General features: G+C 47.5%; 10 protein-coding genes and 1 tRNA gene. 4 read left to right on the top strand and 7 right to left on the bottom strand.

The window, feature by feature from the left end; genetic code table 11:
• Positions 1–39 precede the first annotated feature (39 nt).
• Positions 40–381 carry a DUF1622 domain-containing protein gene (locus CP950_RS08170; protein WP_096674223.1) on the bottom strand — a complete coding sequence of 114 codons (342 nt, stop codon included), beginning with the start codon at positions 379–381 and terminating at the stop codon, positions 40–42.
• 207 nt (positions 382–588) lie between these two features.
• On the opposite strand from CP950_RS08170, the gene CP950_RS08165 reads away from it, so the two are divergent.
• The gene (locus CP950_RS08165) at positions 589–1,263 is read left to right on the top strand and encodes a DUF3313 domain-containing protein (RefSeq protein WP_096674464.1); all 675 of its coding nucleotides are present in this window, start codon (positions 589–591) and stop codon (positions 1,261–1,263) included.
• Between the two features lie 30 nt (positions 1,264–1,293).
• Positions 1,294–1,569, top strand: coding sequence for an EF-hand domain-containing protein (locus CP950_RS08160; protein ID WP_243391957.1), 276 nt, complete (start codon positions 1,294–1,296; stop codon positions 1,567–1,569).
• A 52-nt stretch (positions 1,570–1,621) separates the two neighbouring features.
• Here CP950_RS08160 and CP950_RS08155 read toward each other — a convergent pair whose 3' ends face one another.
• From CP950_RS08155 to CP950_RS08135, 5 genes are all read right to left on the bottom strand, one after another.
• Complete coding sequence (locus CP950_RS08155) at positions 1,622–2,974, bottom strand: HD-GYP domain-containing protein (protein ID WP_096674221.1); 1,353 nt, start codon at positions 2,972–2,974, stop codon at positions 1,622–1,624.
• Positions 2,975–3,165: 191 nt separating this feature from the next.
• Entirely contained in the window at positions 3,166–3,978 is an 813-nt protein-coding gene (locus CP950_RS08150; RefSeq protein ID WP_096674219.1) for an ABC transporter substrate-binding protein, read from the bottom strand.
• A 78-nt stretch (positions 3,979–4,056) separates the two neighbouring features.
• Positions 4,057–4,132, bottom strand: a tRNA-Thr gene (locus tag CP950_RS08145).
• A gap of 42 nt (positions 4,133–4,174) precedes the next feature.
• Positions 4,175–4,675, bottom strand: a complete 501-nt coding sequence (locus tag CP950_RS08140) for a cyanophycin metabolism-associated DUF1854 family protein (protein WP_096674217.1) — start codon at positions 4,673–4,675, stop codon at positions 4,175–4,177.
• Entirely contained in the window at positions 4,672–7,023 is a 2,352-nt protein-coding gene (locus CP950_RS08135) for a cyanophycin metabolism-associated ABC transporter (RefSeq protein WP_096674215.1), read from the bottom strand. The genes CP950_RS08140 and CP950_RS08135 overlap by 4 nt, the downstream gene beginning before the upstream one ends.
• A 199-nt stretch (positions 7,024–7,222) precedes the next feature.
• Between CP950_RS08135 and CP950_RS08130 the strand changes: the two genes are divergently transcribed.
• Together CP950_RS08130 and cphA are read left to right on the top strand one after the other, a co-directional pair.
• The gene (locus CP950_RS08130; RefSeq protein ID WP_096674213.1) at positions 7,223–9,412 is read left to right on the top strand and encodes a cyanophycin synthetase; all 2,190 of its coding nucleotides are present in this window, start codon (positions 7,223–7,225) and stop codon (positions 9,410–9,412) included.
• The gene (gene cphA, locus CP950_RS08125) at positions 9,413–11,983 is read left to right on the top strand and encodes a cyanophycin synthetase (protein WP_096674211.1); all 2,571 of its coding nucleotides are present in this window, start codon (positions 9,413–9,415) and stop codon (positions 11,981–11,983) included. It begins immediately after the preceding gene.
• Here cphA and CP950_RS08120 read toward each other — a convergent pair.
• On the bottom strand, positions 11,980–12,972 hold the full coding sequence (locus CP950_RS08120; RefSeq protein WP_165766437.1) for a class 1 fructose-bisphosphatase: 993 nt from the start codon (positions 12,970–12,972) through the stop codon (positions 11,980–11,982). The genes cphA and CP950_RS08120 overlap by 4 nt on opposite strands.
• Between the last annotated feature and the right edge of the window lie 12 nt (positions 12,973–12,984).

Here is a 12,984-nt window from a genome sequence, read left to right as displayed (position 1 = left end):
CAGCTAAGGCTCGGGCCAATTGACTTTCAATAGCACAATCTACGACTTTTGCCAAGGCCAACGGCCTGTTGCCTCTAGCGTCAAAGACCAACTCAAGAAACACCTTAAGGTAATGATGGCACCTAAGATGGCCACACTCATCAAGGTCGGACTGATGGCAACGGTACGAATGATATCGCTTGCTACCAATATTTCCAGGCCAAGCAAGAGTGCTCGGATGATCTGATTACGGAACGTCTTGTAAAGCTCATCTATTGGCTTCTTTTGAGCCATATCCCTCAGAAACCCGAAGAGACCCCAGAACACACCCAAAGAAACAATTGCCACACCGAGGGCATCCAAAATATTACTAACGGTTTGTATGATTTCAATGAGGTTCATAGAAATAGTTTGCCATATTTTTTAAACCAAAATAAGTCAACCCACTTGACCCAATAAGAGAAAATTGGTCATTAAAGGCCAATATTTGCATGCTAAGATCTGAGCAACAACCAAATTGCCGCTTACTTTAAAACACTCATGTGCCGCTCTAGCTTGTAATTCTAGGGGATGGGCTTGCTCAAATGCAGTACCTTACAAGGAGTTTTTATGAACCGCCGTCACATCCTCATCCTTAGTCTATTTATTCCTGCAGCACTTCTGATTGCCGCTTGTAGCAACACCTCTAAATACTTAACTGAGCCGATGCCAGAGTCGGGTTTTTTACCAAACTACAAATTACTTCAACCAGTAGCAAACAGTTCCGCAGATACCAAGGTATGGCGCTATCGTGATGCCACGGTTAATCCTGATAAATACACTGGCGTCATCTTGGATCCAGTCTACTTAAATCAAACAGCTACTCAACGCGTGCCAGCTGAAACCTTGGCTCAAGTGAAACAAACTTTGCAGGCCTCCATGGTTCAGGCTGTGAATAGCAAAAGCAACATCACCATTGTTCAAAAGCCGGGTCCTGGTGTTGCCAAAGTATCCGTCGGTATTACTGGTGCAGAAATGTCTGCAAACAGTTTGCAGCCTTGGAATTTCACGCCAATTGGCTTAGCAGCGAATGCAGCTGCCTATGCTGCTGGAGTGAACGCCAAAACCCCTGCCCTGATTATTGAAAGCAAAATTACGGACAGTCAAACTGGACAAATTTTAGGGGAAGGCTTAATTACCATTCAGGGCGAATCTTTCAGAACCGGCTCTGGTTCGGTAGAGTCTTTTACTGATATGGCTAAAAAAGCAGTGCGCGAAGCGCTGGTACTTTCAGCCAGACATTAACACTGAGAATCATTTGGGATGAACAACATCATGACGAGTCAATTGATTAAGCGGGCAACAATGGTTGCCTTGCTACTCATCAGCTTAGGCGCGGTCAACGCTGTTCATGCCCAAGCCAACATGAGCGCAAAAGATCAGGAAATAGTTGCTAGATTTAAAGCTGCCGATAAAAATCATGATGGCAAGCTCACCTTAGTTGAAGCCAAGGCAGGCATGCCCAGAGTGGCGGAGCACTTTAGCTATATTGATAGCGAAGGTCGTGGCTATGTCACGCTGGACCAGATTTTGGCACTCGCAAATAGGTAAGTAAAAACTGTATGTAGTTGAGGTAGTGGCTATCTATAAATTGATAGCGTAATTAACTATCCTCATATTGCCGCGAGATCGCCAAAAAGCTATCCGCCTCGAGAACAAACGCATCCACCACTAAGGGGTCAAAGTGACTCCCTTTCTTGGAGACTATCTCGTTCATGGCATCCTCATGGCTCCATCCTGCTTTATAGATCCGCTCACTGACTAATGCGTCATATACATCTGCCAGTGCCATGATGCGTGCTGGTAAGGGAATGTCCGTACCTTTTAAGCCTCTAGGGTATCCAGTGCCATCCCACTTTTCATGGTGACCGCCTGCAATTTTGGAGGCTTTAATAATGACCCCCTCATTTCCATCAAGCTCATGCTCAACCGTTGTCAGAACGGTTTCGCCAATGCTGGCATGGGTTTTCATAATCTCCCACTCCTCGGCATTTAAGCGTCCTTGCTTGAGTAAGATGTTGTCAGGAATACCGACTTTTCCAATGTCGTGCAGGGGTGCGGCTTTGAACAAAAGCGCAATCGCTTCATCACTTAATTCATCTGTGTAATGCCCCAGCTTTCTTAATCCTAGGGCAAGATTTTTGACGTAATTTTGCGTGCGAATAATGTGATTGCCCGTTTCATTGTCTCTGGCCTTGGCAAGTGCATTGAGGGAAGCAAGTAGTTGTGATTCTATTTGATTAGCCCTTTGATGAGCCAACTCTACCTTCAAGCGATTATTCTCTAACTGAGTTTGCAGACGCTGAGCGCTAAGCCTGTTTATCCTATATCCAATCATGGCGACATAAGAAAGAATCATGAAGGCAAACCAAGCCCATCTCACGGCCACAGTGAATGGGGGCTCTTGATAAATATGGAAAGTAGATGGCGGATCAACATAGATCAACACGATTGATCTCGCTGTAGCTAATATAAATTGCGCAATGATGGTGATGATCAAAAATACGGGCAGCCCAATACCCGACTTATGCAAGCGCCTCAGTTCCCATAATTGCCAAGCAAGACATAAATCGGCAATTGCAATGACAAAGCCTACCCTTTGCATAAATGACCCAAACTGCAGCAAAGATTCGAAACTCAACCCAATAATCAATAAGGCGAGCAAGACTATCCACTGGAATTGTCGCGAAACGGGCTGACTGAGTGATCGTAGGTAGGTTGCTAAGTAGATATAACCAGCAAGAAGAGAAATGTTCGCTAATGTAAGCAGTTTTAAATGAATGATTGAGGCGCTAGCAAAGAAGGTGAAGCTAGCCGCCTCTAAAAGGAGCCCTGCATACCAAAAGCCCTCGGGCTTTGTAATGGTTCTTGCCTGAATTAAGGGATATGAACCAACGGCCAGACCCCACATCATAAGGGCGGCAATGGCAAAGAAAATCTCGTTGGAGTATTGCATTATTGAAGTACTTTTTAATCAAACCAAAAAATTGAGATGGCTTTAATGTATTTATAAAATGGCGTGATTCTAAATCAAAGATCACTTCTATTGATATATGACCGAGCTTGATGGCTTGCTCAATACCCATTCGCAACCGTTGCTTAGCCCCCTCACAGACCATCATGGTCGTGAATGGATATCCCCATCATTTATTTCTTAGCATTCGGAAAAAAGAGTTGCTTGCCATCAATCTTGTACAGGGCAATCACCTCTTGTCCGTCCCTGGAAATTAACCAGTCAATAAATGCCTGCCCTTCTTTGGCTTTTACTTGAGGAAATTTTTCAGGGTTTACTAGCATCACGCCATATTGATTGAATAACTTTGGATCGCCCTCAACCAAAATTTCTAGATCGCCTCGATTCTTAAAAGAAAGCCAGGTGCCACGGTCTGCCAAAATGTATGCGTTCATGGCTGAGGCGGTATTTAATGCCGGACCCATTCCGCTACCAGTGTCCTTATACCAACTCATGTCTTTATTAGGATCTATGCCAGCATCTTTCCAGTAACGCAACTCTGCTGCATGGGTACCACTTTTATCCCCCCTAGAAACAAAAGTAGTTTTTGCATTACCAATTTTTTGCAAGGCCACTTTGATGTCCTTACCACCCGCAATTTTTGCTGGGTCAGATTTTGGTCCAATCAATACAAAGTCGTTGTACATCACATCGTATCGCTTGGTTGAATAACCCTCTTCCAAGAATTTCATCTCACCAACCTTGTCATGAACAAACACTACATCTGCATCGCCACGTCGGCCAATATCCAAGGCCTGCCCTGTGCCCACTGCGACAACTTTGACCTCAACTCCAGACTTACTTTTATAGATTGGCAAGATAAAACCAAATAACCCAGATTGCTCAGTAGACGTAGTCGATGAGACAAGAATGGATTTCTGTGCAAATGATGGGGTAGCAAGGGCAATGCTCATTGCCAATAGCCCAGCTGAGAGAAGACGACGCATTAGATAATTCCCTTATTAAAAAATGAGCGCAAAGATATCTATACCCAATACGTCATTCAATTTATTTAATGACGCTGGTGGTGCCGCTTGCCGGAATCGAACTGGCGACCTTTTCATTACGAATGAACTGCTCTACCAACTGAGCTAAAGCGGCGATAAGAACTATTGGGTGAACTACTGAAACTAGATTCTTATTTTAACGGAAACGATCCAGCAGTTTCCGACTCAATTTATCCAGTTTAGTCGAGTCCTTGATTAAGAACTGCAAGCCATTAGAGTCAGCAATTAATAGCGTATTGCCCGCAATGCGCCGAATGTCGTCTTCTGCCTTGAGACGAATACGGGTGGGACCCCGATCGGTCTCTAGGTCCCAAACGCTGGGGGTAGCAAAAGTCGATACCTTGGTAATTTTCTCAATCACAGGCATAAATTCACGTGTAGCTAATTCCTCTTGAATGAGCTCAAGTTCATTTGTCGGAATCTGCGCTGGATCTTCAAAGAAGCACAGCTCCTTTCCAGAGGAATCCATTAATGAAATGCCCTCACCTGGCGCTGTAATCGGAAAGGCTTTGACTGGATACGCGCCAACATGCTTATGACCATACTCATCAATAAATACCAAACGACCTAAGGCGTCGCGCTCGAGTTGATGTGGCTTTTGATAAGAAGTTTCGATATCTCCGTGATGCAAGGTCATATTTCACCCCCAATAACTTTAGCGGCTACTTCTACACGCCCTTCACTTCGTTCTGCATCCTGCTCTTCTAAAGTCTCACCAATGGCGCCACCCTCCACCAATTCTGCGGCGTGACGGAGTTGCGCTTGGTAGAGCGTGTAATACGCGCCCTCTGCTGCCATTAAGGCATCGTGTGAGCCCATCTCGACAATCTCGCCCTTATCCAGCACCACTAAGCGGTCGGCTTTTCTTAAAGTGGAGAGGCGGTGGGCGATGGCAATCGTTGTCCTACCTTTGACTAGGTTATCTAAGGCGCGCTGGATTTCTTTTTCAGTGGTGGTGTCTACTGAGGAGGTTGCCTCATCTAAGATCAAAATACTGGGGTTAATCAACAAAGCACGTGCAATCGAAATCCGTTGACGTTCACCACCAGAAAGTGATTGACCGCGCTCACCTACTAAGGAGTCGTAACCCAGTGGCAGGCGAAGAATAAATTCATGAGCGTGGGCTGCGCGGGCTGCTTCAACGATTTCTGCGCGCGTCGCATCGGATTTGCCGTAAGCAATATTCTCGGCAATCGTGCCGAAGAACAAAAAGGGTTCTTGTAAAACTAAACCAATGCGTTTGCGATAGTCTGCAATGCCAATGCTCCGAATATCTCGACCATCGAGTGCAATCGAGCCTGAACTCACGTCATAGAAACGACAGATTAAGTTCACCAAGGTACTTTTGCCGGAACCGCTATGCCCTACTAAACCCACCATTTCACCGGGGGCGATATCCAAATCAATTCCCTTGGTAACCGCACGATTGCCATACCGGAAACCCACATCGCGCAAGGTAATGCGGCCTTTTACATCAACTAAGGGTGCTGGATTCATGGGCTCAGGCACGCTCGAGACGTGATCCAAAATATCAAAGATACGCTTTGCCCCAGCTGCAGCTTTTTGGGTATGCGACACAATCCGACTCATCGAATCTAAGCGAATATAGAAGCGGCCGATATAGGCAAGGAAAGCGATGAGCACGCCCACAGAAATATGGCGATGAGCGACTTGCCAGATACCAAAACCCCAAACCACTAAGAGACCCGTTTCGGTGAGCAAGGTCACTGTGGGTGAGAACAATCCCCAAACACGATTCACGCGATCATTGATTTGTAGATTGTGTTTATTTGAAGTCACAAAACGCTGTAACTCACGCTCTTCCTGCGCGAAGGCCTTCACCACCCGAATACCAGGAATCGTATCTGCCAAGATATTAGTCACTTCAGACCAAATGCGATCGATCTTCTCAAAGCCAAAGCGCAATTTGTCGCGCACCACATGAATCATCCAAGCAATAAAGGGCAACGGTGCCAATGTAACTAAGGCCAGTAACGGATCTATCGATGCCAAAATGATGGCTGTCATCGTAATCATCAAAACGTCAGTGGCAAAATCGAGTGCGTACAAGGAGAGGAACACGCAAATACGATCTGTCTCAGCCCCGATACGGGCAATCAAATCGCCTGTACGCTTACCACCAAAGTACTCCAATGAGAGTTTAAGTAAATGCTCAAAGGTAGTATTGCGTAAGTCAGCGCCAATACGCTCACTGACTAAAGCCAGTAGGTAGGTCTTCCACCAACCTAAACCCCAAGCAATCAAGGCTGCGCCAAATAGCGCAATTAAATATTGCGACGCTAAATTAAAATCAATGGGTTCGCCACGCTCAAAAGGAATTAAGACATGATCCATTAAAGGCATGGTGAGGTATGGTGGAATTAGCGTAGCGCCAGTCGATAACAGCGTCAACACAAAACCTAGCAGGAGCTCTTTTTTATATGGCTTCGCAAAGCGCCACAATTTGAACAAAGTCCAAGTAGAGGGTGGCCGATCATCTTCGGGATCGCAAGTTGGACATGCTTCTGAATTAGCGGGCTTGGGACTTAAGCATACTGGGCAAACTTGCTTGTCATATTCTGAGACTTCCTCAGCGGCGGCTCGATACTGATCGCCCCGCACGACTTGCTTAAAAGCACTTTGTAAGCGCAAAACTTGAGGATTCACTCCCAACGTGAAATACCATATTCGCAGCAGTTTTTCGGCAGTCTCCAGCTTAAGATGCCCAACGCCGGCATGATCACCATGACTTAAATGCGCTCCAGAATCAATTGGCCAGGTCTCGAAACGCTGACTATCGGTCCAAAATAAGCCTTGAGAGGTCAGCAAAAGTAGGCTTTTGGCGAAGTGCATTTGACCGTCTAAATCCAGCTCAACCCAAGCCAGAATGGACTCTGCCAGAATGATTGGTGAGGGTGCGGACTCTAAAACTTCCAACCAATCGCTTGGTAAGGGGCTGGAGGAAGGTAGTATGACGGGCTTCATGAATGCTAAAAGTATAGTGGAGCAAAATTTTTTAGATTTAGAAGTGATGTCAACTTTCGGGATGACAAAGCCGTTAATTTGGCTAAGTAGGGCTTTTTGTGTATTTTTGCTAAATTTGTGAGTTACCCATCATTACTAGAAATAGAGAGGCAGTCTAAGACCTACCCGCTTTAGCGGCTCAGATCATCGCATTTCCCACATGCCCCAATTACTAGATAAAACCATTGAGATCTTGAGTGTCAAGCATCTCCGGGGTCCCAATATGTGGACCTACCACCCTGTTATTGAGGTTTGGCTCGATATTGGCGACTTAGAGGACTATCCCTCCAACCTCATCCCCGGTTTTTATGACCGCCTCGTAACCGCGCTTCCTAGCTTGCAAGAGCACCGTTGCAGCTATGGTGAGGCGGGTGGATTTCTGAAACGGGTTGAAGAAGGCACCTGGCCTGCCCATATTCTGGAACATTTGACCTTAGAGCTCCAAAACTTAGCGGGTATTCCCGGTGGTTTTGGTAAAGCACGTGATGGCGATCGCCGCAGTGTTTACAAAGTCATGGTCAGCGCCATTAATGAAGAGCTCACCCTAACCGCCCTGAAATATGCCAAAGACCTTTACTTGGCACTGGCGCAAGACACCAAAGATCCGCGAACTGAGGTAGAGAACATCCTTGAGCAGTTGCGTGAACTTGGAGAAGACCTTTTACTGGGTCCGAGCACGGCCTGCATTGTCCACGCAGCCGAAGAACGTGGTATTCCCTCTATTCGTTTATCTGAAGGTAATTTAGTACAACTCGGTTATGGAGCAAGGCAACGGCGTATCTGGACTGCTGAAACAGATCAGACCAGCGCCATCGCAGAAACCATCTCGCGTGACAAGGATCTGACCAAGAGCCTGTTGGCCAGCGCGGGGGTACCCGTTCCCAAAGGCAGAATTGTGACCAGCCCAAATGATGCATGGGAAGCAGCGCAAGACATCGGCCTGCCAGTGGTGGTTAAGCCCATTGATGGCAATCATGGACGTGGCGTTTTTATTAATCTCTATACCCAAGCGGAGATTGAAGCGGCGTATGCGGTTGCAGATGGTGAAGGTAGTGAAGTTTTAGTGGAGCGTCACATTATTGGTGACGAACATCGCCTCTTAGTCGTCGGTAATAAAGTAGTGGCTGCCGCTAAAGGAGAAACCGTTTGGGTTTCTGGAGATGGTCAACATACTGTCCTTGAGTTAATTCAGATTCAGATCAATTCAGATCCGCGCCGTGGCTCTTCAGAAGAGCACCCTCTAAATCCCGTGCGCATTGATTCCGCTGTGGAATTGGAATTAGCCCGCCAGAAACTCACTGGTTCGAGTGTTCCTGCTTTGGATCAAAAAGTGCTGATTCAAAGTAATGGCAATGTGGCATTTGATGTTACAGATCAGGTTCACCCTGACGTAGCTAGCCAAGTTACCTTGGCAGCCCGTATCGTTGGTTTAGAAATCGCTGGAGTTGATTTGGTTGTACAGGACATTAGCCAACCCCTTGAATCACAAAATGGCGCTATTGTGGAAGTCAATGCTGGTCCAGGATTATTGATGCATTTAAAACCTGCCAGCGGTACCCCCCAACCCGTAGGTCAAGAAATTGCCCACCACCTTTTCCCCCACGGTGTGGAGTTTCGTATTCCGGTAGTAGGGGTCACGGGCTCGCGTGGCAAAACTCCCGTAGCAGAAATGATTGCCCACTTTTTACGTTTAACCAACGTCTATGTCGGCCTATCTTGTAGTAAAGGTTTATTTTTCGGTGATCGTGCCGTTCAGAAAACCGATGCCGCCAATTGGGAAAATGCTCGGCGCACGCTTCTCAACCGTGCGGTCGAGGCTGCCGTGATTGAGAACAATCATCTGTCGATGTTGATTGAAGGTCTGGCTTACGACCGCTGCCAAGTCGGCGTCGTACTGAATCTCATTCCAACAGAAAATTTTCCGCAGTATGCGATCAACGATGAAGATCAAGTCTTCAGCGTGGTCAGGACGCAAGTGGATGTCGTGTTGCCCACCGGAGTGGCAGTCTTAAATGCAGATGATGCGTTAGTCGTAGCAATGGCAGAGCTTTGTGATGGTGAAGTTATTTACTTCACGCAAGATCTCGCCTCACCAGTGGTCGCTGCCCACCTCAAACAAGGCGGTCGTGCAGTTGTAGTGGATGAAAAACACATCCAACTCAAGCTTGGCGATCAAACCAAAAAAGAGATCCCTGAACCCCATACTGATGCTCAAGAAAATGTAGCCTGGGACTCACTCAATTTAGGTGCTGCAATTGCTGCCGCATGGGCTTTGGATATTTCATTCAACGTAATCGAAGCAGGTGCAGAAACATTTATCCCTGCACCCAGTCATCTAGCAGGGGTTTAATTGGAAATCACCCGTATTCGTATGTTGCGCGGCCCCAATTTATGGAGTCGCCACACCGCTTTAGAGGCCATCGTTTCATGTGAAGAACATGAACGTGCGATGGATGCCATTCCCCAATTTGAGACCAAGATTCGGGAACGCTTTCCACAACTCGGTAGCATGCATCGTGGTGGCCATGCTGAATCACTTTCCTTAGCGCATGCGTTGGAACATGCAGCTTTGGGCCTGCAATCGCAAGCCGGCTGCCCTGTTACTTTTAGCCGCACTGTGCCCGCAATAGACGCAGGTATTTTTCAAGTCATCGTCGAGTACTCGGAAGAAGTTGTCGGACGCATGGCATTTGACTTTGCCTTTGCACTGATTCAGTCCACCTTAAATGATGCGCCATTTGATCTCGCCGCAGCCCTCTCTGAGCTAGAAGCTTTGTATGAAGACGTGCGTTTGGGACCAAGCACAGGCTCCATCGTCGATGCTGCCGTGCAACGCAATATCCCCTACCGTCGTATGACGGAAGGCAGCATGGTGCAATTTGGTTGGGGTAGCAAGCAAAAACGCATTCAGGCTGCTGAAACTAGCGATACCAGTGCCATTGCGGAAGCGATTGCACAAGACAAAGAACTCACTAAAAATTTATTAGCTGCTGCGGGTGTCTCCGTTCCGATTGGTGACGTTGTCACCACTGCTGATGAAGCTTGGCTCGCCGCTCAAAGAATTGGTGGCGCGATTGTGCTTAAACCAAAAGATGGCAATCAAGGTAAAGGGGTTGTTGCCAATATTCAGACCGAAGCGGAAGTGCGGGCAGGCTTCGTAGTCACCCAAGCTTTTGGTCGCGAAACGATTGTGGAGCGCTTTTTACCAGGAGCAGACTATCGCTTACTCGTAGTGGGTAATCGTCTTGCAGCAGCTGCACGCCGTGAGCCTGCGCAGGTAGTGGGTGATGGTACCCATTCCATCGCTGAACTGGTTGAGCTCGAAAACAAAAATCCTTTGCGGGGCGATGGTCACGCTACTGCGTTAACTAAGATTCGATTTGATGAGATTGCCTTAGCGCATTTAGCCAGCCTCAATTTCACACCTCAATACATGCCCAAAATCGGGGAACGCATTCTATTGCGCAACAACGCGAACTTGAGTACGGGCGGTACCGCCACCGATGTTACTGATGACGTGCATCCTGATGTCGCCGCCAGCGCCGTAGCCGCAGCCAAGATGATTGGTTTAGATGTTGCTGGCGTAGATATTCTGTGTGAGTCTATTTATCAACCTCTTGAAGCGCAAGGTGGCGGCATTGTTGAAGTAAACGCGGCACCTGGCTTACGCATGCACCTGAAACCCTCTTACGGCAAGAGCCGCCCAGTCGGGGAAGACATTATTAATATGATGTACCCCCTTGGTGAGGACGGCCGCATACCAGTGGTTGCTGTTACCGGAACCAATGGTAAGACAACGACGGTGAGATTGATTGCTCATTTACTGAGTGAGACTGGTTTACGCGTTGGTATGACGACCACTGATGGCGTATACATCAATCAGCGTTTAATTGACTCAGGTGATTGCAGCGGCCCAAAGAGTGCGCGCAACGTCTTAATGCACCCCGATACCGATGCAGCTGTTTTAGAAACTGCCCGCGGTGGTTTGTTGCGCGAAGGCTTGGGTTTTGATCGCTGTGAAGTAGCAGTAGTTACGAATATTGGCGTCGGCGATCATCTTGGTCTGAACTTCATTTCCAGTGTGGAAGATTTGGCCATTCTCAAAAGAGTGATTGTGCAGAACGTCGCGCCTTCTGGTGCGGCGGTTCTGAATGCAGCTGACCCCATCGTTGCCAAAATGGCTGACGTATGTACTGGTCGTGTAATCTTTTTTGCGCAGAATCAACACCACCCCGTAGTTGCTGCGCATCGGGCGAAGAATAAAAAAGTGATTTACTGCGATGGTACTCACATCATTGCCTCCAAGGGTGCGCGAGTCCTCTATCGCTTTCCAGTAAGTGAAATTCCATTCACACAAAATGGCGTTCTAGGCTTCCAAGTTGAGAATGCAATGGCGGCTATTGGCGCAGCCTGGGCTTTAGGCTTGGATGCTGAAAAAATCGCCCGCGGCTTACATTCTTTTGAAAGCTCTGCCACTGCTGTGCCAGGACGTTTTAATCAATTTCAGCACAAGGGTGCCACCGTGATTGCGGACTATGGCCACAACCCAGATGCCATGCGTGCTTTAGCTAGCGCTATCGAAGCGATGAAGCCTAAACAGAGTCACGTGGTCATTAGCGGTGCTGGTGATCGGCGTGATGAAGATATTCGGGATCTCACGCGTATTTTAGGTAATGCCTTCGATCACGTGATCTTGTATGAAGATCAATGTCAGCGTGGGCGCGAGACGGGTGAGGTATTAAAACTATTGCGCGAAGGTTTAGTCGGCACCACCAAGACTAAGCAAGTAAAAGAAATCTATGGCGAATTTCTGGCGATTGATACTGCCTTAGATTCGCTCTCAGAAGGCGATATTTGCTTGATCCTCATTGATCAAGTGGAAGAATCCCTCGCCTACCTCAAAGAAAAGGTACAGCCCTAAGCCTGCGAATGGTAATGCTGTAAGCGCTCTACCTCTTCTTTGGATCCCAGCATGACGGAGACACGCTCATGCAAGTCAGTCGGAATCAGATCCATAATGAGTTGATCGCCATTTGTAGCGGCACCACCTGCCTGCTCGACCAAGAAACTCATCGGATTAGCCTCATACATCAAGCGCAACTTGCCAGGTTTATGGGGCTCACGTTGATCCCAAGGATACATAAACACGCCGCCACGAGAAAGTACACGATGAACATCGGCCACCATCGAAGCAATCCAGCGCATATTGAAATCCTTCTCACGGGCGCCGCTTACCCCTGCTAAACACTCCTCTACATAGCGTCGCACTGGGCTGGACCAATGGCGCATGTTGGACATGTTGATAGCAAATTCCTTGGTTGCAGATGCAATTTCTACTGCGTGTCTGGTTAAGACAAACTCGCCGATGGTGCGGTCTAAGGTAAACATCACCACTCCATCGCCCAAGGTTAAAGCTAGGCTAGTTTGAGGGCCATACACCACGTATCCGGCAGCAACTTGATGACGTCCAGACAATAAAAAGTCCGAGGTTTGCATTGGCTTGGTGGGATCTTGCTTTTTCAAAATAGAAAAAATAGTGCCGATGGAGACATTCACATCGATATTGGAAGAGCCATCAAGTGGATCAAATAAAAGTAGGTAATCGCCAGTGCCTTGCACGGCCATTGGCAATTCCATTTCTTCGGAGGCTAAGCCGGCAAGCGACTGGCACCCCTGAACCCCTTCAATCAATAAATCATTGGCAATCACATCAAGCTTTTGCTGAACCTCACCCTGCACATTGCCAGTACCAGCTGAACCGAGCAAACCAATTAAGGCGCCTTGAGCCACTTCATGACTTAGGCCGGCGCACGTATGAGCTACCGCGAGCAACAGCTCTTGAAGGCCATCCGGAATGGATGCGCCCTTAATTGAAGCGGTCTTTAAGTAGTGCTTAAAGTGAGAGTTCAAGTTCGTAGTGTT

It is taken from the genome of Polynucleobacter meluiroseus, from assembly GCF_900205755.1.
Lineage (GTDB): Bacteria > Pseudomonadota > Gammaproteobacteria > Burkholderiales > Burkholderiaceae > Polynucleobacter > Polynucleobacter meluiroseus.
The sequence above is the reverse complement of the archived record's forward strand: the minus strand, read 5'-3'. Positions and strand labels throughout refer to the sequence as shown.

Excerpts from the sequence above, each read along its gene's own strand:
- CP950_RS08165 (WP_096674464.1), top strand. The coding sequence starts at position 589 with ATGAACCGCCGTCACATCCTCATCCTTAGTCTATTTATTCCTGCAGCA.
- CP950_RS08130 (WP_096674213.1), top strand. The coding sequence starts at position 7,223 with ATGCCCCAATTACTAGATAAAACCATTGAGATCTTGAGTGTCAAGCAT.
- CP950_RS08135 (WP_096674215.1), bottom strand. The coding sequence starts at position 7,023 with ATGAAGCCCGTCATACTACCTTCCTCCAGCCCCTTACCAAGCGATTGG.
- CP950_RS08160 (WP_243391957.1), top strand. The coding sequence starts at position 1,294 with ATGACGAGTCAATTGATTAAGCGGGCAACAATGGTTGCCTTGCTACTC.
- CP950_RS08155 (WP_096674221.1), bottom strand. The coding sequence starts at position 2,974 with ATGCAATACTCCAACGAGATTTTCTTTGCCATTGCCGCCCTTATGATG.
- CP950_RS08170 (WP_096674223.1), bottom strand. The coding sequence starts at position 381 with ATGAACCTCATTGAAATCATACAAACCGTTAGTAATATTTTGGATGCC.
- CP950_RS08140 (WP_096674217.1), bottom strand. The coding sequence starts at position 4,675 with ATGACCTTGCATCACGGAGATATCGAAACTTCTTATCAAAAGCCACAT.
- CP950_RS08150 (WP_096674219.1), bottom strand. The coding sequence starts at position 3,978 with ATGCGTCGTCTTCTCTCAGCTGGGCTATTGGCAATGAGCATTGCCCTT.